This window comes from Bradyrhizobium barranii subsp. apii (assembly GCF_011516635.5).
GTDB lineage: Bacteria > Pseudomonadota > Alphaproteobacteria > Rhizobiales > Xanthobacteraceae > Bradyrhizobium > Bradyrhizobium barranii.
In genome coordinates, this window is the sequence record NZ_CP096255.1 from 3,657,800 (window position 1) to 3,681,726 (window position 23,927).

The 23,927-nt window shown below is 65.0% G+C and carries 23 protein-coding genes and 2 pseudogenes; 15 read left to right on the plus strand and 10 right to left on the minus strand.

The window, feature by feature from the left end:
- Positions 1–29 precede the first annotated feature (29 nt).
- The 13 genes and pseudogenes from HAP41_RS17375 (at position 30) to HAP41_RS17435 (ending at position 11,797) form a co-directional block, all read left to right on the plus strand.
- The gene (locus tag HAP41_RS17375) at positions 30–485 is read left to right on the plus strand and encodes a phasin (RefSeq protein ID WP_071915875.1); all 456 of its coding nucleotides are present in this window, start codon (positions 30–32) and stop codon (positions 483–485) included.
- Between the two features lie 163 nt (positions 486–648).
- Complete coding sequence (locus HAP41_RS17380) at positions 649–1,935, plus strand: DUF445 domain-containing protein (protein ID WP_166099205.1); 1,287 nt, start codon at positions 649–651, stop codon at positions 1,933–1,935.
- A gap of 201 nt (positions 1,936–2,136) precedes the next feature.
- The gene (locus HAP41_RS17385) at positions 2,137–2,907 is read left to right on the plus strand and encodes an esterase/lipase family protein (protein WP_014496932.1); all 771 of its coding nucleotides are present in this window, start codon (positions 2,137–2,139) and stop codon (positions 2,905–2,907) included.
- 202 nt (positions 2,908–3,109) lie between these two features.
- Positions 3,110–3,976, plus strand: coding sequence for a phenylacetic acid degradation operon negative regulatory protein PaaX (gene paaX / locus HAP41_RS17390; protein ID WP_166099198.1), 867 nt, complete (start codon positions 3,110–3,112; stop codon positions 3,974–3,976).
- A gap of 75 nt (positions 3,977–4,051) precedes the next feature.
- Positions 4,052–5,044, plus strand: coding sequence for a 1,2-phenylacetyl-CoA epoxidase subunit PaaA (gene paaA, locus HAP41_RS17395; RefSeq protein WP_166099190.1), 993 nt, complete (start codon positions 4,052–4,054; stop codon positions 5,042–5,044).
- Between the two features lie 30 nt (positions 5,045–5,074).
- Complete coding sequence (gene paaB / locus HAP41_RS17400) at positions 5,075–5,341, plus strand: 1,2-phenylacetyl-CoA epoxidase subunit PaaB (RefSeq protein ID WP_248577235.1); 267 nt, start codon at positions 5,075–5,077, stop codon at positions 5,339–5,341.
- Positions 5,341–6,117 (plus strand): 1,2-phenylacetyl-CoA epoxidase subunit PaaC, encoded by a 777-nt coding sequence (gene paaC / locus HAP41_RS17405; RefSeq protein ID WP_166099182.1) that lies wholly within the window; start codon positions 5,341–5,343, stop codon positions 6,115–6,117. The genes paaB and paaC overlap by 1 nt, the downstream gene beginning before the upstream one ends.
- Entirely contained in the window at positions 6,111–6,614 is a 504-nt protein-coding gene (paaD, locus tag HAP41_RS17410; protein WP_166099178.1) for a 1,2-phenylacetyl-CoA epoxidase subunit PaaD, read from the plus strand. The genes paaC and paaD overlap by 7 nt, the downstream gene beginning before the upstream one ends.
- A gap of 2 nt (positions 6,615–6,616) precedes the next feature.
- Positions 6,617–7,699: a 1,2-phenylacetyl-CoA epoxidase subunit PaaE gene (paaE, locus tag HAP41_RS17415; protein WP_166099176.1), complete on the plus strand. Its 1,083-nt coding sequence runs from the start codon at positions 6,617–6,619 to the stop codon at positions 7,697–7,699.
- A 55-nt stretch (positions 7,700–7,754) separates the two neighbouring features.
- Positions 7,755–8,183: pseudogene (paaI, locus tag HAP41_RS51025) on the plus strand (hydroxyphenylacetyl-CoA thioesterase PaaI); the annotation flags it as partial.
- A gap of 36 nt (positions 8,184–8,219) precedes the next feature.
- Positions 8,220–9,551 (plus strand): phenylacetate--CoA ligase PaaK, encoded by a 1,332-nt coding sequence (paaK, locus tag HAP41_RS17425; RefSeq protein WP_175618473.1) that lies wholly within the window; start codon positions 8,220–8,222, stop codon positions 9,549–9,551.
- A 180-nt stretch (positions 9,552–9,731) separates the two neighbouring features.
- Positions 9,732–10,736, plus strand: a complete 1,005-nt coding sequence (locus HAP41_RS17430) for a quinone oxidoreductase family protein (protein WP_166099171.1) — start codon at positions 9,732–9,734, stop codon at positions 10,734–10,736.
- Positions 10,737–10,738: 2 nt separating this feature from the next.
- On the plus strand, positions 10,739–11,797 hold the full coding sequence (locus HAP41_RS17435) for a YeeE/YedE family protein (RefSeq protein WP_166099164.1): 1,059 nt from the start codon (positions 10,739–10,741) through the stop codon (positions 11,795–11,797).
- Here HAP41_RS17435 and HAP41_RS17440 read toward each other — a convergent pair.
- On the minus strand, positions 11,776–12,690 hold the full coding sequence (locus tag HAP41_RS17440) for a DMT family transporter (protein ID WP_166099157.1): 915 nt from the start codon (positions 12,688–12,690) through the stop codon (positions 11,776–11,778). The two genes, HAP41_RS17435 and HAP41_RS17440, sit on opposite strands and share 22 nt — an antisense overlap.
- 100 nt (positions 12,691–12,790) lie before the next feature.
- Between HAP41_RS17440 and pdxR the strand changes: the two are divergent.
- Positions 12,791–14,189, plus strand: a pseudogene (gene pdxR, locus HAP41_RS17445) (MocR-like pyridoxine biosynthesis transcription factor PdxR).
- A 61-nt stretch (positions 14,190–14,250) separates the two neighbouring features.
- On the opposite strand, the gene HAP41_RS17450 reads toward pdxR, so the two are convergent.
- From HAP41_RS17450 to HAP41_RS17470, 5 genes are read right to left on the minus strand one after another with little or no spacing between them, the layout of a single operon-like run.
- Positions 14,251–15,474, minus strand: a complete 1,224-nt coding sequence (locus HAP41_RS17450) for a bifunctional alpha/beta hydrolase/OsmC family protein (protein WP_166099154.1) — start codon at positions 15,472–15,474, stop codon at positions 14,251–14,253.
- A 25-nt stretch (positions 15,475–15,499) separates the two neighbouring features.
- Positions 15,500–16,162 (minus strand): sulfite oxidase-like oxidoreductase, encoded by a 663-nt coding sequence (locus tag HAP41_RS17455; RefSeq protein ID WP_166099151.1) that lies wholly within the window; start codon positions 16,160–16,162, stop codon positions 15,500–15,502.
- Positions 16,163–16,165: 3 nt separating this feature from the next.
- Positions 16,166–17,500 carry an MFS transporter gene (locus HAP41_RS17460; protein WP_166099148.1) on the minus strand — a complete coding sequence of 445 codons (1,335 nt, stop codon included), beginning with the start codon at positions 17,498–17,500 and terminating at the stop codon, positions 16,166–16,168.
- A gap of 32 nt (positions 17,501–17,532) precedes the next feature.
- Positions 17,533–18,753 (minus strand): cytochrome P450, encoded by a 1,221-nt coding sequence (locus HAP41_RS17465; RefSeq protein ID WP_166099143.1) that lies wholly within the window; start codon positions 18,751–18,753, stop codon positions 17,533–17,535.
- Positions 18,754–18,812: 59 nt separating this feature from the next.
- Complete coding sequence (locus tag HAP41_RS17470; RefSeq protein ID WP_007607931.1) at positions 18,813–19,022, minus strand: ferredoxin; 210 nt, start codon at positions 19,020–19,022, stop codon at positions 18,813–18,815.
- Positions 19,023–19,174: 152 nt separating this feature from the next.
- Here HAP41_RS17470 and HAP41_RS17475 point away from each other — a divergent pair, with 152 nt between their 5' ends.
- Entirely contained in the window at positions 19,175–19,822 is a 648-nt protein-coding gene (locus HAP41_RS17475; RefSeq protein ID WP_166099138.1) for a TetR/AcrR family transcriptional regulator, read from the plus strand.
- Here the strand turns inward: HAP41_RS17475 and HAP41_RS17480 are convergent.
- The 4 genes from HAP41_RS17480 to HAP41_RS17495 form a co-directional block, all read right to left on the minus strand.
- Complete coding sequence (locus tag HAP41_RS17480; RefSeq protein ID WP_166099135.1) at positions 19,819–20,457, minus strand: aspartate/glutamate racemase family protein; 639 nt, start codon at positions 20,455–20,457, stop codon at positions 19,819–19,821. The two genes, HAP41_RS17475 and HAP41_RS17480, sit on opposite strands and share 4 nt — an antisense overlap.
- A gap of 158 nt (positions 20,458–20,615) precedes the next feature.
- Complete coding sequence (locus HAP41_RS17485) at positions 20,616–21,629, minus strand: amino acid ABC transporter substrate-binding protein (protein WP_166099128.1); 1,014 nt, start codon at positions 21,627–21,629, stop codon at positions 20,616–20,618.
- Between the two features lie 12 nt (positions 21,630–21,641).
- Positions 21,642–22,991: an aspartate aminotransferase family protein gene (locus HAP41_RS17490; RefSeq protein ID WP_166099125.1), complete on the minus strand. Its 1,350-nt coding sequence runs from the start codon at positions 22,989–22,991 to the stop codon at positions 21,642–21,644.
- A gap of 3 nt (positions 22,992–22,994) precedes the next feature.
- Positions 22,995–23,867, minus strand: coding sequence for a MurR/RpiR family transcriptional regulator (locus tag HAP41_RS17495; protein ID WP_166099120.1), 873 nt, complete (start codon positions 23,865–23,867; stop codon positions 22,995–22,997).
- Positions 23,868–23,927 lie beyond the last annotated feature (60 nt).

The window sequence follows — 23,927 nt, forward strand, 5'->3', positions numbered from 1 at the left end:
CTCAACCCAATGAGGATGGAGAGAACCCCATGACCACCGAAACCAACACTGCCTTCGAGGGCTTCAAGGACGCTTTCAAGAACATCCAGAACCTGGAAGTTCCCGAGGCCGCTCGCGAGTTCGTCAAGAAGTCCGCCAACACCGCCAAGGACCGTGCTGCCGAGGTGTTCGCTGGCTCCGAGCGCGTGACCGCCGCCGTCGAGAACGCGGTGACCGAGTCCGTCACCGAGGCCGGCAAGATCAGCCGCAACATCCAGCAGGCGATCTACGAGGACGCCGAGGCGTTCTTCTCGGGCATCGACAAGCTCGCGTCCGCCAAGTCGATCAGCGAAGCCGTCGAGATCCAGTCGAGCCTGCTCCGCGCCCGCGGCGAAGTTTTCGTCTCGCGCGCCAAGGCGACCGCCGACTATGTCGGCAAGCTCGCTGCCAACGGTGCGAAGTCCGCTCAGGACAACTTTGCCAAGGTCTACACCAAGACCGCTTGATACGGCACCCTGAGTACAAACTGAAATTTGAGGCCCGCTTCGGCGGGCCTTTGTTTTTTGTGCTGCCGTCATTGCGAGCGCAGCGAAGCAATCCAGTGTCTTTCCACGGAGGCAGACTGGATTGCTTCGCTTCGCTCGCAATGACGGGTACTGTGATCCAGTGATGACCCCACCCGCCACCTTCTCCTTCAACAGCCCCGGTGACGCCGAACGCGCGGCGGAGCTTCGCCGCATCAAGGCACTGGCGACGCTGGTGCTGGCCTCGACGCTTGCCCTGTTCGTCGTCGCGAAATGGCTTCTGCCAGTGCATCCCGTGTTCGGCTTCATCGCGGCCTTCGCGGAAGCTGCGACCATCGGAGGGCTCGCCGACTGGTACGCGGTGGTCGCGCTGTTCAAGCGGCCGCTCGGCCTGCCGATCCCGCACACCGCGATCATCCAGAGCAATCAGGCCCGCATCGCCGATAAGCTCGGCGAGTTCATCCAGGTGCATTTCCTCGAGGCCGGCCCGGTCGAGGCCAAGCTGAGGGAGATCGATTTCGGCTCCTTCGTCGCCGACTGGCTGCGTGACCGCAAGCGCAGCGATGATCTCGCGCGCTTCGCACTGCGCCTGCTGCCGGAGGCCGTTTCCGCGACGGAAAGCTCGGGTCTGATGACCTTCATCATTCGCCGCATGTCCTCGCAGCTCCAGGCGATCGACCTTGCGCCGCTCGCGGCCGGCACGCTGCGCGGCTTCGTCGCGGAAGGGCGGCATCAGATCCTGTTCGACGATCTCCTGCGCGTGATGCACGAGACGCTGAACCAGACTGAGACGATGGCGATGATCCGCGAGAAGGTGCGCGCGGAGTTGCCGACCCTGCTCAGGCTCTATCGCGCCGACAAGTTTCTGGTGAACAAGATCGTGGCGTCCGCCACGGCTTTTTTCAACGAGGTGCGCAGCGATCCCAAACATCCGTTTCGCGGCGAGTTCGATCGCATGGTGCTGGGCTTCGTCGACCGGCTCGGCACCGATCAGGCCTATATCGATCGTATCGACGGATTGAAGCGCGATCTGCTCGCCCGGCCGGAGCTTGCCGATCTCGCCCGCACCGTCTGGGCCAACATGCGCTCGTTCATCGAGCGCAGCGCGAGCGGCGAGACGCAGGTGCTGCAGCATCATCTCGCCGGGATGTTCGTGGCAGCGGGCGAGGCGCTCGCCGGCGATGCCGAGCTCCGCGGCGAGATCAACAAGGGTCTGGTGGCGGTGCTGCGCAGCTTCGTTGCGGATCAGAAGAGCGGTGTCTCGACCTTCATTTCCGACCAGGTCAAGGCGTGGGATATGGCGCAGCTGATTTCGCTGATTGAAATCAACATCGGCCGCGATCTGCAATACATCCGCTTCAACGGCTCGCTGATCGGCGGGCTCGCAGGTCTTGCGCTCTACTCCGTAGAATTCCTGCTTCGATGGTTGTGACTTTTGCGTCACGGACGCTGGCATTCACCTGCGGGCCTATTGTCGCCTTGGGCTTCACCCGCTTGAATGTCCGGAACCGGCCGCCTAGCTGATTCATGCTGCGTTGCGGAACGTTCGAGAAGCCGGACTGTTGGAATTCGTACCCATTTGCCGGCATCGCAACCGGTAGCCTTTTCAGCAATTCTGCCCAGGGGACCATTGATGACCGCTACTGCCCAGACGCTGCGTCCGCCGTCCCGTACCTTGATGTTCCTGGAAGGGCGCGCGATCCACGAGTTCGGTGCATTCCTCGGCGCGCTGCCGCTGCTGAGCCTCGCGCCCCGCGGCGATGGGCATCCGGTGCTGGTGTTCCCGGGCCTCGTGGCCTCCGACGCGTCGACACGCGCACTGCGCTCGTTTCTGACCAGTAAGGGCTACGCGGCAAGCGGCTGGCGCCAGGGCCGCAACTACGGTCTGCGCGAGGGCGTGCAGCATGCGATGGTCGATCTCGTGCAGGAGCTCAGTGACAAGCATGGCCGCAAGATCAGCCTGGTCGGCTGGAGCCTCGGCGGCCTCTATGCGCGCCAGCTCGCCAAGATGATGCCGGCGCGCGTGCGCCAGGTGATCACGCTCGGCAGCCCCTTCGCGGGCGACCCCCGTTCGACCAATGCCTGGCGCGTCTATGAGTGGGCGAGCGGGCGGAAGTCCGACGAGGTCGATCCGCAGTTCGGCGGCGAGCTCGCCGTCCCGCCGCCGGTGCCGACCACCGCCATCTTCAGCCGTACCGACGGCGTCTGCGCCTGGCAGGGCTGTATGGAGAAGACGGGAGCGCAGACCGAGAGCATCGAGGTCGAGAGCAGCCATTGCGGTATGGGCCATCATCCCGCCGCCGTCTATGCGGTCGCCGACCGCCTCGCGCAGAAGGAAGGCCAGTGGCGGCCGTTCGACCGCAGCGGCTGGCGCAGCATGGTCTATCCCGATCCGCATCGGTAAGCGGGGCCTGCATGGTTCGAGACGCGCGGCTTTGCCGCGCTCCTCACCATGAGGACTGAGAGCTAGTGATGCCGCGCGAAAGTGATCAGACCTCATCCTGAGGAGGCGCGAAGCGCCGTCTCGAAGGATCGAGCCCGGTTCTCGCTTTGATTGTCGCCCCCGTCCATTGTCGCGCCCGCACCAAACGCGCTATGCCTCGGGCATGGCGCATCCGCTCTCCCGCATCATCGACCAGCTCAAGCGTGAGCCGTCACGCACGGGCTCCATCGTCATCACCGTGTTCGGCGACGCCATCGTGCCGCGCGGCGGCTCGGTGTGGCTCGGCACGCTGTTGGAGTTCTTCGAGAGTGTGGACATCGATAGCGGCGTGGTGCGCACCGCGATGTCACGCCTTGCTGCCGATGGCTGGCTGACACGCGAAAAGGTTGGCCGGAACAGTTTTTATCGCCTGGCCGATAAAGGAAGTCAGACCTTCGAGGCCGCCACGCGCCACATCTACGATCCGCCATCGTCGGACTGGACCGGGCGCTTCGAGCTGCTCCTGATCGGCAACGGCGAGGATCGCGACGTCTCGCGCGAAGCGCTGCGCAACGCGGGCTTCGGCAGTCCGCTGCCCGGCGTGTGGGTCGCGCCATCAGGTGTGCCGGTGCCGGACGAGGCTGCCGGAGCGATCCGTCTTGAAGTCTCGGCTGAGGATGACAGCGGGCGCCGTCTGCTCAGCGCGAGCTGGCCGCTGGACCGCACCGCCGACGCCTATCTGAAATTCATGAAGACGTTCGAGCCGCTCCGTGCCGCTATCGCGCGCGGTGCGGATCTGTCCGAGGCGGACGCCTTCACCGCGCGCATCCTGCTGATCCACTACTACCGCCGCGTCGTGTTGCGCGATCCGCTGCTGCCCGAGAGCCTGCTGCCCGGCGACTGGCCTGGCAGGGCAGCACGTGAACTCTGCGGCGAGGTCTATCGCGCGCTGCTTGCGCCGTCTGAACAATGGCTTGATAGCCATGGAACCAATGAAAAGGGGCCACTGCCGCCGGCTCGAAAGCTCCTGGAGCGGAGGTTCGGGGCCTGATGTATATGTTACAGAAATATCTTGCATGAAGTAATTTCTGTTATATATTGCCTCCCAATAAACGGGAGGATGCGCATGTATACCCAGGCGCTGAACACGGCCGAGACCGACGATCGCGGTCTTGAGGACGCGGCCAAGGCTGCGCAGTTCCAGGCCCGCATTGATGCCGAGGAGCGCATCGAGCCGAACGACTGGATGCCGGCGGCCTATCGCAAGACGCTCACCCGCCAGATCTCCCAGCACGCCCATTCCGAAATCGTCGGCATGCTGCCTGAGGGCAACTGGATCACGCGCGCGCCGACCTTGCGCCGCAAGGCGGCGCTGCTGGCCAAGGTGCAGGACGAGTGCGGCCACGGACTCTATCTCTACGCCGCCGCCGAAACGCTCGGCACCTCGCGCGAAGAGCTGGTCGATGCCATGCTTGCCGGCAAGGCCAAATATTCCTCGATCTTCAACTATCCGACGCTGACCTGGGCCGATATCGGCACCATCGGCTGGCTGGTCGACGGCGCCGCGATCATGAACCAGATCCCGCTGTGCCGCTGCTCCTATGGCCCTTATGCACGCGCGATGATCCGCGTCTGCAAGGAGGAATCGTTCCACCAGCGCCAGGGTTACGAGATCATGCTGACGCTGTGCCGCGGCTCGGATGAGCAGAAGGCGATGGCACAGGATGCGCTGAACAGGTGGTGGTGGCCGGTGCTGATGATGTTCGGTCCGCCCGATGCGACGAGCCAGCACAGCGACACATCGACGAAGTGGAGGATCAAGCGCTTCTCCAATGACGAGCTGCGCCAGAAGTTCGTCGATGCCACCGTGCCGCAGGCGCAATATCTCGGCCTCACCATTCCCGATCCCGGCATGACGCAGGACGCCGAAGGGCACTGGCGCTACAGCGAGATCGACTGGACCGAATTCAAGCAGGTGCTCGCCGGCAACGGCCCGTGCAACCGCGATCGGCTTGCCGCGCGTCGCAAGGCGCACGATGAGGGCGCCTGGGTGCGTGAGGCGGCAGCTAGCTATGCCGCAAAGCGCGCGCAGCGTCAGACCGCACAAGCCGCGGAATAAGGAGATCACGATGGCCACGCCGACACGCCGCTGTGGGAAGTCTTCATTCGCAGCCGCAACGGGCTCGCGCACAAGCATGTCGGCTCGCTGCATGCGAACGACGCCACCATGGCGCTGCAGGCCGCGCGCGACATCTACACCCGCCGCGGCGAGGGCCTGTCGATCTGGGTCGTTCCGTCGATCGCGATCACCGCGAGCGATCCCGCCGAGAAGGGCATGATGTTCGAGCCGGCGGAATCGAAAATCTACCGGCATCCGACCTTCTATGAGGTGCCAGAGGAAGTGGGGCACATGTGATGCTTGTGGCCAACATCCAGGTCGCGGAAACGCCGCTGGTACTCTACGCGCTACGCCGCGCCGACGATGCGCTGATTCTCGGTCATCGTCTGTCGGAATGGTGCGGACATGCGCCGATGCTGGAAGAGGACATGGCGCTCTCCAATATCGCGCTCGATCTCATCGGCCAGGCGCGTGAGCTCTACACCTACGCAGCCAAAGCCGAAGGCAAGGATAACAACGAGGACAAGCTCGCTTACCTGCGCGACGTCAGGCAGTACCGCAACCTGCTGCTGGTCGAGCAGCCGAATGGCGACTTTGCCCAGACCCTGGTGCGGCAGTTCTTCTATTCCGCCTTCGCCGACCTCTATTGGCGGGCGATGATGGCCTCGCGTGATCCGACGCTTGCGGCCATTGCCGCCAAGTCCGAGAAGGAGAGCGCCTATCATCTGCGCCACGCCTCGGAATGGATCATTCGGCTCGGCGACGGCACCAGTGAGAGTCACGCCAGGGCGCAGGCCGCGATCGATCACCTCTGGGCCTTCACCGGTGAGATGTTCGCCGTCGATGACGGAGAGCGCGCCCTGATCCATGCCGGTATCGCGATTGATCCCGGCAGCTTGCGCGGTCGCTGGCTGACGACGCTCTCCGATGTCGTCAGCGAAGCAACACTCACGCTGCCGCAGAATGACTGGATGCAGCAGGGCGGCCGCGTGGGCCGCCACAGCGAGCATCTCGGTCATCTCCTGTCCGATCTTCAGTCGATGCAGCGTACTTTTCCAGGGCAGACATGGTGACGGTGCTGGACCGCGACAGTGAGCTGCGCCGGCGCGCCTGGGACGCCGCGGCGGGCGTCGTTGACCCCGAAATCCCGGTGCTGACCATCGCCGATCTCGGCGTGCTGCGCGATGTCGTGCTCGACGGCGATCATGTCGAGGTCGCGATCACCCCGACTTACTCGGGCTGCCCGGCCATGAACATGATCGCGTTCGAAATCGAGCTCGCGTTGGAACGCGCCGGTTTTCGCCAGCCGAAAGTGCGCACCGTGCTGTCGCCGGCCTGGACCACCGACTGGATGAGCGAAGAGGGCCGCCGCATGCTGCACGCCTACGGCATCGCGCCGCCGCAGGCCTCCAGCTCACGTCGCGCGCTGTTCGGCGAGCAGGCCATCGCGTGCCCGCAATGCGGCTCTGACAAGACCGAGCTGCTGTCCGAATTCGGCTCGACCTCCTGCAAGGCGCTGTGGCGCTGCAAGGCCTGCCGCGAACCCTTCGATTATTTCAAGTGTCATTGATCATGTCCGCAGCCGCACCGCGCTTTCATCGCCTGACCGTCAACGACCTCCGCCGCGAGGCGGCCGATGCCGTGTCCATGACCTTCGCGGTCCCCGGCGAACTCGCGGGCGACTACGCTTTCGCGCCCGGCCAGTACCTCACGCTCCGCACCATGCTGGATGGCGAGGAAGTCCGGCGCTCCTATTCGATCTGCTCGGGTCCTGACGATGGCGAGATCCGCATTGCCGTGAAGAAGATTGACGGCGGAGCATTTTCGAACTGGGCGGCGGATGAACTCAAATGCGGCGACGAGCTCGACGTCATGACGCCGACCGGGCGCTTCGGCGTGATCCCGCCGGCAGATAGCGGACGCATCCATGTCGGCTTTGCCGCGGGCTCCGGCATCACACCGATCCTGTCGATCGTCAAGGGCGTGCTCGCGCGCGAGCCGCACAGCCGCTTCTTCCTGTTCTACGGCAACCGCGCCACCGACAACATCATGTTCCTGGAGGCACTTGAGGAGCTGAAGGACCGCTTCATCGATCGCCTCTCGATCTTCCACGTCATCTCCGGCGAGGAGCAGGACATCCCGATCCTGCATGGCCGGCTCGACGGCGACAAGGTGAGGGTGTTGCTGCGCTCGCTGGTGCCGGCCGCCAGTGTCGACCATGTCTTCATCTGTGGCCCCCTTGGCATGAGCGAGGAGATCGAGGTGACCTGTCGCGATCTCGGTATCGCGGAAGAGCGCATCCACGTGGAGCGCTTCGTCTCCGAATTCGGCGGCAAGCCGCGACCGAAGAAGATCGTTGCACCCGACGCGCCGCCGAAGGCGATCGCCTCGCTGATCATCGACGGCAAGCGCCGCGACGTGCCGGTCGCCGAAGATGAGGCGATCCTCGATGCCGCGCTGCGCGCCGGCGTCGATCTTCCCTTCGCCTGCAAGGGCGGCATGTGCTCGACCTGCCGCGCCAAGCTGGTCGAGGGCGAGGCGCCGATGGACATCAACTATTCGCTGGAGCCGTGGGAATTAAAGGCCGGCTTCGTCCTGACCTGCCAGGCAAAGCCATCATCGGAGCGGGTCGTCGTCGATTACGATCACGTTTGACAGTTATGGCCGGGCAGCAGAGCATTGTGGCCAAACATTTGGCCGGGAGAAGCGCGTGAACGTCAAAGCCAACCTGTCGCCGGAGGATGTTGCCCGCGCCTGCGCCGACGCGATGTGGGCGGAGGACGATGCCTCCAAGGGTCTCGGCATGGAGATCGTCGAGATCGGTCCAGGCTTCGCGACGCTGGCGATGAATGTGCGGCCGGACATGGTCAACGGCCAGCGCATCGCCCATGGCGGCTTCATCTTCACGCTGGCCGATTCCGCCTTCGCCTTTGCCTGCAATTCGCACAATGAACGTGTCGTGGCGGCACAGGGCCAGATCACCTTCATCAAGCCGGGCAAGCTTGGTGACCGCCTCGTTGCAAGAGCGCGCGAGGTCAGCCGTGGCGGACGCTCAGGCATCTACGATGTGCGCGTGACAGCTGGCGACACCGTCATCGCGGAATTCCGGGGGCATTCGCGTGTCATTCCCGGCACGTGGCCAATAAAAAGAACCAACCAATGTGGGGAAACGAGGATGGCTCTGACGAGGCTCAAGGAAGGTGGCAACACCTATAGTGCCGAGATGGACGCGCATGAGCGCGCGTCGCGTGACGAGATCATGGCGCTGCAAAAGCAGCGGCTGGCCTGGTCGCTGAAGCACGCCTACGACAACGTCGCGCATTACCGCCAGGCCTTCGACAAGGCCGGCGTGCATCCGTCCGACTTTCGCGAACTCTCCGATCTCGCGAAATTCCCGTTCACCGTGAAGACGGATCTGCGCGACAATTATCCGTTCAACATGTTCGCCGTGCCCCGCGAAAAGCTGGTGCGCGTGCATGCCTCCTCCGGCACCACGGGAAAGCCGATCGTGGTGGGCTATACGCAGCGCGACATCGACACCTGGTCCGAGGTGATGGCGCGCTCGATTCGCGCCGCCGGCGGCCGCACGGGCATGATCATCCACAACGCCTATGGCTACGGCCTGTTTACCGGCGGATTGGGCGTGCACTACGGCGCCGAAAAACTTGGTTGCACCGTGGTGCCGATCTTCGGCGGCATGACCGAGCGGCAGGTGCAACTCATCAACGACTTCCGACCCGACATCATCACGGTGACGCCGAGCTACATGCTGGCGATCCTCGACGAGTTCAAGCGCCAGAAGCTCGACCCGCGCCAATGCTCGCTCAAGGTCGGCATCTTTGGCGCCGAGCCCTGGACCAATGCGATGCGCGGGGAGATTGAGGATGCCTTCGACATGGATGCGACCGACATCTATGGCCTCTCGGAGGTGATCGGTCCAGGCGTTGCGCAAGAATGCATCGAGACCAAGGACGGCCTGCACATCTGGGAGGACCATTTCTATCCCGAGGTGATCGATCCCGAAACCGGCGCGGTGCTGCCGGACGGCGCGAAGGGCGAGCTGGTCTTCACCTCGCTGACCAAGGAAGCCTTCCCGGTGATCCGCTATCGGACCCGCGACCTGACGCGGCTGCTGCCGGGCACGGCGCGGCCGGGCATGCGGCGGATGGAGAAGGTGACGGGCCGCTCCGACGACATGATCATCCTGCGCGGCGTCAACCTGTTCCCGACCCAGATCGAGGAGGTGTTGCTTGCGACCGACTGGTGCGGCGGGCATTTCATTCTTGAACTCACCCGCGAAGGCCGCATGGACGAGCTGACCATCATTGCCGAGGCGCGCCCGGAGAGCTGGGACGGCCGGGGGCTCGTCGATCACGCCGACCGCATTTCGACCCACATCAAGAACACCATCGGAATCAGCTCCAACGTGCGGGTGGTCGCCCCCGCCACGCTGGAGCGCTCGCTGGGCAAGGCCAAACGTCTCTACGACAAGCGGCCGAAGGATTAGCCGTCTCTCGTCATGGTGAGGAGCGCCAAAGGCGCGTCTCGAACCATGAAGGCCCGGATGCTGCGGCGCGGGCCTGCATCCTTCGAGACGCCGCTCGTGCGGCTCCTCAGGACGAGGGGAAGCGGTTGACTTGACCGGTCCCAAAGGCGACAAGGCCCGCGAGAAATCGTGGGTCTTTCGATGTCATCAGCCGATCGCAAAACCGTCGAAGCGCGCTGCGTCCGCCTCAATGCCAAGGCCGACAATGCTGCGGCGATCGCGCCGCTGATCGAGCGTCATATGCTCACGCGCGGTCCGAAGGATCTCCTGATCGAGATCAAGGCCGCCGCCGTCAACCCGTCCGATGTGAAGGCCGCGACCGGGCTGATGCCCTATGCAGTCTTCCCCCGCACGCCCGGCCGCGATTATGCTGGCGTGGTGATTGACGGGCCGGCCGATACGATCGGCTGCGAGGTGTTCGGCTCCTCCGGCGATCTCGGCATCCGCCGTGACGGCACCCATGCCAGCCATCTCGTCGTCGAAGCTGACGCCGTGGTGGAGAAGCCGAAGACGGTGTCCTGGGAGGAGGCCGCCGGCATCGGCGTGCCCTTCGTCACCGCAATGGAAGGCTTTCGCCGCGCCGGCATTCCGAAGCCCGGCGAAACCGTGCTGGTGTTCGGCGTCAACGGCAAGGTCGGTCAGGCCGCGGTCCAGATCGCGACCTGGCAGGGCGCGCGCGTCATCGGCGTGGTGCGCAAGGCGGAAGCCTATGAGGGCCATGCCAACGCAGCCATCGAGACGATTGACGCCTCGGCGACCGATGCCGCCACGCGCGTGCGCGAACTGACCGGCGGCAAGGGGGCCGACATCGTCTTCAACACGGTCGGCGATCCCTATTTCCAGGCCGCGCACAAGTCGCTCGGATTGCGCGGCCGCCAGATCCTGATCGCCGCGATCGACCGCATCGTGCAGTTCAACATCCTCGAATTCTACCGCGGGCAACACACCTATGTCGGCATCGACACGCTCGGGCTGTCCTCGGCCGCGACCGGCGCGGTGCTGCGCGACCTCGGCCCCGGCTTTGCGAGCGGTCACCTGAAGCCGTTCCCGATCAAGCCGAATGCCGTCTATCCGCTGGAGCGCGCCAAGGAGGCCTATGTCGCGGTCGCCGGTTCGTCGCGGGATCGCGTGATCCTGAAGCCCTAACCATGGACTCGTCCACCCAACTCGTCATCCTTGCCGGCCTCGTCATCGGGCTCATCTATGGCGCCGTGGGCCTGCTCAGCGGGTTCTGCCTGATGAGCAGCATGCGCGGCTGGCTGGCCGAAGGAGACGGGCGGCTGGTGCGGACCTTTGCGATGGCGATTGCTGTTGCGGTTGCTGCGAGCCAATTCCTTGCCGGTAGCGGCATGGTCGATCTCGGCAAGTCGATCTATCTGCAACAATCCTTTTCAGTGCCGGTGCTGTTCCTCGGCGGCCTGTTGTTCGGCTACGGCATGGTGCTGTCGAACGGTTGCGGCTCGCGGGCGCTGGTGCTGCTCGGCCGCGGCAATCTCCGCTCCTTCGTCGTCGTGATCGTGCTCGCCATCGCCGCGCAGATGACGCTCAAGGGCCTGATCGCGCCGGCGCGCATTGCGCTGGTTCAGGCCTCGCAAACGACCGTCAACGCCAATTCGCTGCCGTCACTCTTGGCGACGCTCGGTCCCGGTGAAGCGGTCTCGCGCGCGCTGACCGCTGCTGCAATCGTCGTTGCGCTGATCCTGTTTGCGTTCGCGCACCCGGCGTTCCGGCGTTCGCCCGGCCAGATTGCAGCCGGTGTCGTCGTCGGCCTCCTGGTCGCCAGCGGCTGGTTCGTCACCGGCTATCTCGGCGCCGACGATTTCAATCCGGTCCCGGTGACGTCGCTGACCTTCGTCGCGCCGATCGCGGACGCGCTGCAATACGCCATGCTTTCGACCGGTCTGACGCTCAACTTCGGCATCGCCACCGTTGCCGGCGTTCTCGCCGGCAGCCTCGTCACCGCGCTCGCCACGGGCCGTTTCCACCTCGAAGGTTATTCGTCGCCGCGCCACATGCTGCGCTCGGCCGGCGGTGCAGCGCTGATGGGGATAGGCGGCGTGATGGCGTTCGGCTGCTCGATCGGTCAGGGGCTCACCGGCGTATCGACGCTTGCTCTGGGCTCGTTCGTCGCGGTCGCCGGCATCCTGCTCGGCACGTCGGCCGGCCTGCGCGGTGCACTGCGGGTTCAGCCGCTCGCGGTGGCTTGACCGCGCAGCAGCCGGTCGCCCAGCGTCGCGAGACCGATGCCGGTGACGATCAGTCCGGCCGCGACGGCAAGACTCATGTTGATTGGCTCGCCCAGCAGGATCGCAGCACTGGCGATACCGACGAGCGGCGTCCCGGTGGTGCCGAGCGACGTCGTCAGGGCCGAGATGCTCTTGTTGACCATCGACATCGCCCAATAGGCCAGCGCCGTTCCGATCAGGCCGGAATACAGGAAAAGCAGCACGAGCTTCCACGACCATTCCGCGTGCGGCGGGCCCTCCATGATAACAGCCGATCCCGTCAGTACGATCGTCGCCACGAGCACCTGCCAGAGCAGGAGCTGGAGCGGCGATGCAATCCAGCGATGCGCGCTCATATAGATGATGTTCGCGGCCCAGGACATCGCGGCCAGGACGACCATGCCGGCCCCGAGCAGGACGTTGGTATTGGTCCAATCGATCGACGTGGGGTTCAGGATCACGGCAAGGCCGATCAGCCCGAGCAAGGCGCCGGCGAGCTTGGGCGCCGTCAGCGTATCCTTCCCCAGCAAGGGCGCGGCGATCGCGACCCAGAGCGGCGTGGTGTAGCCGAGCACGATCGCTTTGCTCGCGGGCAGGAAGCGCACACCGGCCGCAACCAGAACCGAGAACACCGTCATGTGCAGCAGCGCGACGCTCAGGATCACCGGAATGTCGCGCCGCTCCGGGATCATCAGGTTGTTGCTCAGCCCGAGGATCACGAGCAATCCGGCCAGCGCGATCCAGCTCCTGATCGCCGAAGTCCATAGTGGCGGAAGGAACTGGACGAGTTGCTTCGTCACCGACCAGTTCACTACCCAGGCCAGCACGACGATGAGGAACAGGCCGACGGCTGCGCGGGAGGAGAGGGAGTTCATCGCAAAATCCTTGAAGCAGTCCAGTCCGGCCGATAGCATCCGGATTGGCACCTGAAAAAGTGCCAGATCGGAAAGGAATAAGGTGCCAGTTTCGGAAGGTGTGATCTCCGCCCTGATCGAGCTGAAGCGGACCGACGACGAGGGGTTGACGGCGCAACTGACGAGCCAGCTTCGCGGCCTGATCGCGACCGGTCGACTCGGCAAAGGCCGCGCGCTGCCGTCGAGCCGTCGGCTTGCGAGCGATCTCGGCGTCTCGCGCAACACCGTCACTTATGCCTTCGAGCAACTCGCCGCCGAGGGATATCTCGAGGCGTCGCACGGTCGTCGTCCCATGGTCACGGTAGACGGCGGCCGTAACGAAGGGACAGGCGCCGTCACACCGAGCGTCCGCTCTGGCAAACCGCGGCTCTCGCCCTGGGCGTCGAAGCTCAAGCAGACCGACTGGCCGATGTCCTATCAGGCGCCGCTAAAACCCCTGCGTCCGGGGCATGGAGATGCGCGGGAGTTTCCGAACGAAGTGTGGGCCCGCTGCCTGCGCCGCAGCGCGGTGCGCGCAGCCAAGCGCGAGCTTGGACCGGTCAACCGGACGCGACTGCGCCAGGGGCGTCCGCGCCGCCGCAGACCAGATCCTGATCCTGCCGAGCGCGCAGGCCGCTCTGACCCTGATTGCGGCTGCGCTCATCACGCCCGGCGACGATGTCTGGGTCGAGGACCCCGGCTATCCCGGCGCTGCGGCGGCCTTCCGCGCCTCCGGCGCGCGCGTGATGGGGATGAAGCTGGATGAGCAGGGCATGCAGCGGATGCCGGGCATGACTGCGCCAAAGCTCATCTTCATGACGCCCTCGCATCAACATCCGACCGGGCGGCTGATGTCGCTCGCGCGCCGCACCGAATTCCTGGGCATGAGCAGGCCAGGCGAGACCTGGATTGTCGAAGACGATTACGACGGCGAATTCCACTATGACAGCCGGCCGGTGCCGGCCCTGCAGGGGTTAGACGCCCATGGCCGCGTGTTCTATGTCGGAACGTTTTCGAAGGCGATGACGTCGGATATCCGGCTCGGCTATGTCGTCGCGCCACCAGGGCTGGTCGGCACCCTGGAGATCGCACAGCGGCACATCGGGCTGATCGCCTCCAGCCACATCCAGGAAGCGCTGGCGGAGTTCATCGCAGACGGGCATTTTCTCGCGCATCTGCGCCGGATGCGACGGCTCTATCACGCGCGCCGCGATCACCTCGTCGAGGGACTGGAGCGCCATCTGGGCGAAGTTCTCTCCGCTGAAGTGCCCTCGGGCGGTATCCAGTTGGTCGCCCGCCTCAAGCGCAGTCGCGCCGATCAGGCGGCGGTGCAACGGCTGGTCGAGGCAGGCGTCGAAACGCGGGCCCTGTCCAGCCTGGCGCTCGGCCGTCCACGCGACCATGGCCTGCTGCTCGGCTTCGCGGCCTGGCGCGAGAATGAGATCAGCGCGGCGGTGCGGACGATGGCGTCGTGCTTCTAGAGCGTGATCCGGAAAAGTGTGAAGCGGTTTTCCGAAAAGATCATGCTTAAACAATAGCGCGCTAGTCCACGGCCTTCGTCACGATGCGGATCTCCGAGGTCAGCGTCCGGTGCACCGGACATTTGTCGGCGATCTCCATCAGCTTCTTGCGTTGCTCCGCATCGAGCGCGCCGTCGATCGCGATGTCGCGCTCGATCTGGTCGAGCATGCCATCGCGCGTCTCGCACTCCGCGCAGTCCTTGGCGTAGATTTTCGAATGCTTCAGCGTGACCGTGACGCGATCGAGCGGCAGCGATTTGCGATCAGCATAGAGGCGCATGGTCATGGAGGTGCAGGCACCCAGCCCGGCGAGCAGGAAGTCGTAAGGGCCGGGGCCGGCATCCTCGCCGCCAGCGGCGACCGGCTCGTCAGCCACCAGATGGTGCGGGCCGACGGTGATGGCCTGGTTGAATTTGCTCTTGCGGGTTTCCTGCACCACCACTTTGCGCGGCTCTTCCGCGATATCCGTCGCTTTCGCGGGCTTCGCGGTGTCGATGTAGCGGCTGGCCCAGGCCGCGATCACGTCGGCCGCGTAGAGGGCGTCGGCCGGCTTGGTCAGGAGATGATCGGCGTGGTCGAGCGAGACGAAGCTCTTGGGGTGTCTTGCCGCAACGAAAATCTTGGTCGCATTGTCGATGCCGACGGTGTCGTCGACAGGGGACTGCATCACCAGCAGGGCCTTGTGCAGGCCGGTGATGTCCTTCATCAGTTCTTGCTCGGCGATGTCGTCGAGGAATTCGCGCTTGATGCGGAACGGGCGCCCCGCGAGCGAGACCTCGACTTCGCCCTGCGCGCGGATGCTGTCGAGCTGCTCGCTGAACAGACCGGTGACGTGAGCGGGATCGGACGGCGCCGCGATGGTCACGACAGCCTTGGCTTCCGGAATCCTTCCGGCGGCGGCGAGGATCGCGGCACCACCGAGGCTGTGGCCGATCAGGATCGACGGCGCCGTGCTGACCTGGCGCAGATGATCGGCGGCGCGCATGAGGTCGGCGACGTTGGAGGAGAACGTCGAATTGGCGAAATCGCCTTCGCTGGAGCCGAGCCCGGTGAAGTCGAAGCGCAGCACCGCAATGCCCTTGGCGGCGAGCGCGACCGAGATGCGTTTTGCCGCCAGCGTGTCCTTGCCGCAGGTGAAGCAGTGCGCGAACAGCGCGTAGGCCCTGGGCTCGCCATCCGGCAGCTCCAGCGCGGCGGCCAGTTGATGGCCACCTTCGCCGGTGAATTGAAAGCGTTCGGTCGGCATGGGCTTCCCCCGTCCTTGCTTGAATCTAGTCGGCTGAATAACGCTGCTCGGCCCAGGGATCGCCGCGGTTATGATAGCCGCGAACTTCCCAAAAGCCCGGCGCGTCCTCGGTCAGGAATTCGATGGCCTGAAGCCATTTGGCGCTCTTCCAGAAATACAGATGCGGCACGACGAGCCGTACCGGGCCGCCGTGCTCTTCGGTCAGCGGCTGACCCGACCAGCTGTGGGCGAGCAGGGCTTCCTCGGCGGCAAAGTCTTCCAGCGTGAGGTTGGTGGTGTAGCCGTCATGGGAATGCAGGACCACGAAGCGCGCGTCCTCGCGCGGCTGGCAAGCTGCTAGCAGCTCGCGCGTCGCGAGCCCTTCCCATTGATTGTCGTAGCGCGACCAGGTCGTCACGCAATGGATGTCGGAGGTGATCTGCGCCTGCTTCTGCGCCGTAAATTCGGCAAAGGTCCAGAACACGGGGGTCTCGATCGCCCCGTAAACGTCGAGCCGCCAGCGTTCGCGCGAAACCGGCGGCACGACTCCGAGATCGAGCACCGGCCAGTCCTTGGTGAGATGCTGGCCCGGCGGCAGCCGCTGATCCTCCGGTCGCGTAACGCGGCCCGTGAGGAAGCGGCCTTCGCGCGCCCACTTCTCCTTGGTGCGCGTCAGCTTGCTGTCGGGCGGCTCGTTGTCGTCGGCCATGAGCTACTCGTGGCGATGCATCGCGGAGGCGTGCTTGGTGTCACGCATGGTGGAATAGATGATTAGCGACATGCAGATGACGCCGGCGAGATAGTAGTAGAACCACTCCTCATGCCCGATGCTCTTGAAATAGAGCGCGATCGCCGGCGCCGTGCCGCCGAAGATCGAGACCGTGATGGCGTAGGGCAGGCCGACGCCGAGGGCGCGGACATTGGTCGGGAACAACTCGGCCTTCACCACAGCGTTGATCGAGGTGTATCCGGCGACGAACAGCCAGGCGCAGCAGATCAGAATGAAGGCCATGAAAGGCGACTTGGTCTCCTTCAGCGTCATCAGGAGAGGCACGGTCGCGAGCGTGCCGGCGACACCGAAGAAGATCAGCAGTGGTTTGCGGCCGATCTTGTCGGAGATCGCGCCGTAGATCGGCTGCAGGATGGTCGCGAAGATCAGCGTGCCGAAGATCACGAAGGTGGTCTGGTCCTCGGTCAGGCCGACCGAGAGCTTGACGAACGTCTGCATGTAGGTGGTGAAGGTGTAGAACGCCGCGGTGCCGCCGGCCGTGAGGCCGACTACCAGCAGCAACTCGCGCGGGTAGCGTAGCAGATTGGCCAGCGAGCCGGTCGGCTTCACCACCTTCCTGGCTTCCTCGAAGGCCTCAGTCTCGTGCAAATTGCGCCGCATCACTGCGGCAAAGATCGCCAGCGCCGCGCCGATCGCAAACGGGATGCGCCAGCCCCAGGCTCTGAGCTCCTCCGGCGTGAGGAAGACCTTTTGCAGGAGCAGCAGCACGATGATCGCGGTGAGCTGGCCGCCGATCAACGTGACGTATTGAAAGCTCGAATAGAAGCCGCGATGCTTGGGATCGGCAACCTCGCTGAGATAGGTCGCGCTGGCACCATATTCGCCGCCGAGGCTCAGGCCTTCGATGACGCGGGCGAGCGCCAGGATCACCGGCGCGGCGAAACCGATGGTCGCATAGGTCGGCGTCAGCGCGATGATCAGCGAGCCGAAGCACATGAAGACGACCGACAAGGTCAGCGAGATGCGCCGGCCGAAATGATCCGCGATGTAGCCGAACAGCCAGCCGCCCAGGGGGCGCATCAGGAAGGTCGCCGCGAACACCACGGCGACGTTCAGTTGCTGGACGACGGGGTCGTTGCCGGGGAAGAAGGCCGGAGCGAAATAGAGCGCGAACGCCGTATAGGCGTAAAAGTCGTACCACTCGACGAGATTGCCGATCGAGCCGATGAAGATCGGCTTGATCCGCCGTTTGGCGTCGGCGATGTCGATGTCGATGTCGATGTGATCAGAGGCCGGTAGGGTTGCTTGCTCTGTCACGTCCGGCCTCTCTCCGTTGGTCTTGGAAAGGTCTACATCGCCTTTCCGAACAGAAATGGCAACTGGCGGGGGCCTCTCACCGTGCCCTGTGACCAGGTCACCGTGCCTGCCGGATCGAGGGTGAAGTCCGGGATCCGCTTCAGCCATTCCTCCAGCGCAACCTGCATCTCCATGCGTGCAAGGTTGGAACCGACGCAGCGGTGGATGCCGAGGCCAAAGGCGGCGTGGCGGTTTTCGCGGCGGTCGATCACGACTTTGTCAGCGTCCGGAAACATCTTGGGATCACGGTTCGCGGCCGGGAAGGACAGCAGCACCATATTGCCCGCCTTGACCGGGCAGCCCGAGATCGTGGTCTCCTTGACCACCTCACGGGCCATGGTCACCGGCGAATAGGCCCGCAGCAGCTCCTCCACGGCGATCGGGATCAGCCCGGGCTCGGCGATCAGCCGTTCGCGGTCGGCCGGCGTTTTCGCGAGATGCCAGAGCGAGGAGCCGATCGCACTCCAGGTGGTGTCGATGCCGGCGATCAGGAGCAGCCGCAGCGAACCCAGCACATGGGACTCTTCCAGCGGCTGGCCTTCCTTGTCCTTGGCGTTCATCAAATAGGAAATCAGGTCGCCGGTCGGCTTCGATCTGCGCTCCTCGATATGCGTCCTGAAATAGGCGCTCATCTCCTGCACGGCCTGGAGCAGCTTGTTCTCGTCCTTGATGCCGAGCTCGAGGATCATGTGGATCCAGTCGATGAACAGATCGCTGTCGCTCTCGGGAATGCCGAGCATGTGGGCGATGGCCTGAACCGGAATATATTTGCTGTAGCGCGCTGCGGCATCGACCTTGCCATCGGCGATGAACCCGTCGATCAGCTCGTTGCAGATCGCGCGCATCCGCGGTTCCAGCTTCTTCATCGCGTCCGGCGTGAACGGCGGCAACAGCAATTGCTTGGCCGGCTTGTGCACGGGCGGGTCGGAGGTGATCGGCGGAGCGGCGTTCCTGGCGACTTCGGGCCGAACGTCACGGACGATGATGCGGCGCGAGGAGAAATGTTCGGAGTCGTTGGCGATCTCGCGCACGGCCTCATAGGTCGTCGGCATGTAGCAGCCGAGGAAGCGCTCGGTGTGCACGACCGGGCTCGCGGCCCGCAGCTCCTCCCAGATCGGGAAGGGATCGTCCGTCCATTGCGGATCGGTGTGGTCGAAATCATGGACCCAGTCGGTGACGGGCGGGTGGGCGACAGGCTGGCTGACGTCGGACATACGGGAAATCCCTTGGGGCTCGTGTTCGCTAAAAGCACGCAAGCGGGCCGGGACCCGCGCTACTCCTCGATCACATCGATTGCGATTTCCGGGCAATTGGATTTGGCAAGCCAAGCCTTGTCTTCGAGGCCGGGCGGCACGGTGCCGTCCCCGGCCTCATGGGCGTTGCCGTATTCGTCGAGCTCGAACAGCTCCGGCGCGAGCGCCTTGCAGCGCGCGTGGCCCTGGCATTTGTCGGGATCGACGTGAACCCTCAGTCGCTCTGTCATGGCGGCTTCCTCGGTCGTGTGCGCGGGACCCGAAGGCCGCGCGTTCCTCATGTCAATTTTATCGGCGGCATTTGCCGCCGCTTTAAGTTATATCCTATTACATTCGCGGCGGGCTTCCCCTGTCAAGGGCAAACTTATAGGCTTGACGCAACATGCGTTCACAACTCGTCCGTAAGCCGGAGAATACCTACCACCATGGCGATCTCCGTGACGCCTTGATCAAGGCTGCGCTGCGCGAGGCGGAGCAGGGCGGCGCCGAGGCGATCAGCATCAAGGCGCTTGCCAAACAGCTCGGCGTCTCGCAGCCGGCGCCGTATCGGCATTTTGCCGACCGTGATGGGCTGCTAACGGCGGTGACGGCGGAGGCGTTCCGGCAGCTCAGTGCACTTCTGCGCGAGGCGATGGCGAAGCCGTCGAAGCAATCGAAACTGTCGCGGCTGGCGCAGGCGACGCTCGATTTCGGTCTGCGCCGCAACGGCATCTATCGCCTGATGTTCGCTTCCCGCACCGTGTCATGCGCGGCGAAGGGCAGCGAGCTGCACGACGCCACGCGCGAGACTTTTGCGCTGGTGATCGAAGCCCTCGAGGCACCGGCGGTCGGCTTCTTGCGCGAACGGCAAGCCCTCAAGATCTGGGCGGCGTTGCATGGCGTCGTGATGCTGGCCGAGCAGGGCCTGTTCACCGGCGAGGCCGCGCATGCCACGCGCGAGGAACTGGTCGAGGACTTTGTGAACGAAACGAAGGCCGCGCTTGCTGCTGCGATCAAGGATGCGCGTCGTCGGAAAAAGGCCGGCGCCTAGGCCTTCGCTTTCAGCAGCCTCATCAGCTTGTCGACCGCGCTGTCCGGGGTCGTCACGACCGGGCGGCCGGTGGCTTCGGCGACCAGCGGCGCGGTTGCCGCGATGCTGAATTGCGCAAGCGCAATGACGTCGCAGTCGCGCAAGTCCTTTGAAGCCTCGACAATCAGCCTGTCGTGCGTGGCGCGGTCGCCGCGATCGAGCGCGGCCAGCGCGCCCTCGGCGAGTTTCGGCACGACCTGGGCGGAGGCCGGAAACTCCGGTGGCATCGAGGCCAGTGTCGGCGGGAAGGTCGAGAGCAGGCCAATGCGCTTGCCCATGGTCACGGCCTGCTCGATCATCGCCTCGTTCGGCTTCAGCACGGGCATCGGCGCATGTGCGCGCGCTACGGCCTCGATGCAGGGGCCGAAGGCCGAGCAGGTGAACAGGATTCCGTTCGCTCCCGTAGCTGCCGCATAGTCGCCGAGCGCGAGGAAGCGCTCGGTCATGGCATCGTTGAGCACGCCGTCGCGGGCCAGATCCGCCGACAGGCTGTCGTCGAGCAGGTTCATCAGCCGCGCCTCTGGCCACGCCTTCGCGAACGCAGCCTCGATCGGCGCGATGGAATGCTTGAGGGCGTGGATGAGGGCGATGCGCATCGGTGTCTCTTCTCCCTCTCCCCGTTCTTACGGGGAGAGGGTCGGGGTGAGGGGCTCTATCCACGTTTAAAGTGAGGGATGAATTCGCGGAGGCTCCCCCTCACCCGACCGCTGCGCGGTCGACCTCTCCCCGCAGGCGGGGAGAGGTGAAGCACCGTTTACTTGAACGGCACCGCGTACATCAAGCCGCCCTTGCTCCAGAGGCCGTTGAGGCCGCGGTCGAGCTTGAGCGGGCTCGCCTTGCCGACATTGCGCTCGTAGATCTCGCCGTAATTGCCGGTGGCCTTGATCACCGTCACCAGCCATTTGTTGTCGAGACCGAGCCGCGAGCCGAGATCGCCGGAGGCACCCAGCAGGCGCTGGACCGCCGGCGTCTGTGACTTCGCCATCTCATCGACATTGCCTTGCGTGACACCGAGCTCCTCGGCCTCGATCAGGCCGTAATGCAACCAGGTGATGATGTCGCTCCAGACCTCGTCACCATTGCGGGTGAACGGCCCGAGCGGCTCCTTGCTGATGGTCTGCGGCAGCACGACGTAGTCGGCCGGATTCGGCGCCGCGGTCGTGACCGCGCCGGCGAGCGCGGAGGCGTCCTGGGTCATGGCATCGCAGCGGCCGCCGAAGAAGGTCTGGTACATGGTGTCGACGCGGTCGAACACCAGCGGCTTCCAGTCGATGCCGTTGGCGCGGCCGTAATCGCCGAGCGTGACTTCATGCGTGGTGCCCTGCGCGACGCAGACAGTCGCACCCTTCAGATCCTTGATCTCCTTCACGCCGAGGTCCTTCTTCACGACAAAGCCCTGGCCGTCATAGAAGTTGACCGGCCCCTGGCGGAGGCCCAGCGTCACGCCGCGCAGATAGGTCTGCGTCGAGTTGCGGTAGAGTACGTCGATCTCGCCCGATTGCAGCGCGGTGAAGCGATTCTGCGCGGTCAGCGAGACGTAGCGCACCTTGCTGGCGTCGCCGAGCACGCCGGCCGCGAGCGCGCGGCAATAATCGACGTCGAGACCCTTGTAATTGCCCTGCGAGTCCGGCGCGGAGAAACCGGCAAAGCCGGCGCTGACGCCGCAGATCAGCGTGCCGCGGCTCTTCACCGTGTCGAGCGTCGCCGCCGACCCGGCAACCGTCGATGCCGCGAGCATGCTGGCTACGATAACCACTTTCCTCATCATATGACTCTCCCCTCAGTGATTGACACTACGCAACACGTTGTCGACGGCGGTGCCGAGCTTGTCGACGATCAGATCGATCTCGGCAGCCGAAGCGATATAGGGCGGCGCCAGCAGCACATGGTCGCCACGGACGCCGTCCACGGTACCGCCACCGGGATAGCAGCCGAGCCCGTTGGCGAAGGCTTCCGCCTTGATCTTCTGGTTCAGCTTGAGCGCGGGATCGAACGAGGCGCGGCCGGCGCGATCGGCGACGAGCTCGATCGCCCAGAACAGGCCGCGGCCCCTGATGTCGCCGACATGGCGGTGATTGCCGAAGCGCTCGGTCAGGCGTTGCTCGAGCTGCTTGCCGCGCTCCTTGACGCGGTCGAGCAGGCGGTCCTCGCGGATCACGTCCTGCACCGCGAGCGCGGCCGCGCAGGCGAGGGGATGCGCCAGATAAGTGTGGCCATGCTGGAACGCGCCGGAGCCCGAGCGGATGGTGTCGATGATCTTGCCGCTCGCGAGCATCGCGCCGATCGGCTGGTAGCCGCCGCCGAGGCCCTTTGCGATCGCCTGGATATCAGGAGCAACGCCCTCCTGCTCCCAGGCGTGCGTCGTGCCGGTGCGGCCCATGCCGCTCATGACTTCGTCGAGGATGAGGAGAGCGCCATGCCGGTCGCAGATCTCGCGCACCGCCTTAAAGTAGCCGTCCGGTGCCGTCACCGCACCGGCAGTGGCACCGACGACGGGCTCGGCGAGGAACGCGGCGACGGTGTCGGGGCCAAGCCGCTGAAATTCGGCTTCGAGCTCCGCGGCCAGTCGCGCCACGAACTGCGCATCGGATTCGCCCTCGTGCTTCTCGTGATAGGCGAAGGCCGGCGTCACATGGCTGAAGGCACCGGACAGCAGGGGCGCATAGGGCGCGCGCCGCCAGGCATTGCCACCGGCGGCGAGCGCGCCGAGCGTGTTGCCGTGATAGCTCTGCCGCCGCGCAATGAAGTGCTGCCGCTGCGGCTCGCCGCGCTCGATGAAATACTGCCGCGCCAGCTTGATGCTGGCTTCGATCGCCTCCGATCCGCCGCTGACGAAATAGGCGTAGGCGAGACCGCCGGGTTCATGCCCGACCAGCGTCTCGGCCAGCACCTCGGCCGGCTCGGAGGAGAAGAAGGCGGTGTGCGCATAGGCCAGCGTCGAGGCTTGTTTTGCGATCGCCGCGATCACGCGCGGATGCTGATGGCCGAGGCAGGAGACGGCTGCGCCGCCGGAGGCGTCGATCACGCGCCGCCCGTCCTCGGCGAAGAGATAGACGCCTTCGCCGCCGATCGCCTTGGGCGGCGTTTCGCGCAACGAACGGTGCAGCACGCGGCTGGTGCGAGCGGCCATGGGTCAACCTTTCTCTGAAACGTATGTAGAGGCCGCGGCGAGCCGCGCCTCGGTGGTTTCCAGGCGCTTCTTCGCGGCCGTGCCGCCGAGCGAGAATGTGACCGCCGCGAGCGATTGCGCAATCGCGATGGCACCCGTGAGACTCGGGAAGAAGCCGGGGGACGAGGCCGCCTCGAACAGCAGCACGTGGTCGGCGCCTTCTGCCATCGGCGCCGAGAGGCTGTCCGCGATCGCGATCAGCGCTGCGCCGGCACGATGGGCGGCCTGCGCAACGCGGACGCTCGCATGCGTGTAGGGCAGGAAGCCGATGACGATGACGGCTTCGCCGGTACGAAAGGCGCCGAGATCGAGATCGTCGGGGCCGGATGCGCCGACGAGTTGCACCTGTTCGGGACGGAACAGCCGGAGCTCGTAGTTCAAGAGCTCCGCGACGCTCCGGCAGCTTCGGTAACCGGCAATCCAGATCCGCTTGGCGTCGTGCAGCGCGCGGGCTGCATCCGCAATCGGCTGGGCCGGAATGCGCAGAAGGCCGGCGCCCTCGGCCTCGAGCTTGTCGGTGACGAGCGCGACATCGGCGTTCGGGCCGTGACGGCGGCTCTTGGCGCGGCCCGAGAAAGGTGAGATCTGCGAAGGCCGCCGCGCTTCGGTGAGTGCCGCGCGCAACTGGTCCCAGCCGGAATAGCCGATGGCCTTGGCAAGCCGCGTGAATGCAGCCGGGTCGGCGCCGGCCTCGGCGGCGAGATCGCGCATCGAACGGGTGGTGGCGTCGTAGTCATTGGCGGCAACGAAGCGGCCGACCTCCTGCAGGCGCAGGGGGAGCGATGGCAACGCAATGCGCAGTTCGCTCAAGGGCGAGGATTTCGCGGGCTCGGCCATGAAACATTTGTTGCACGCTTTTAAGATTGGTGCAACAGTTGACGTGCGCCGCCGGAAATC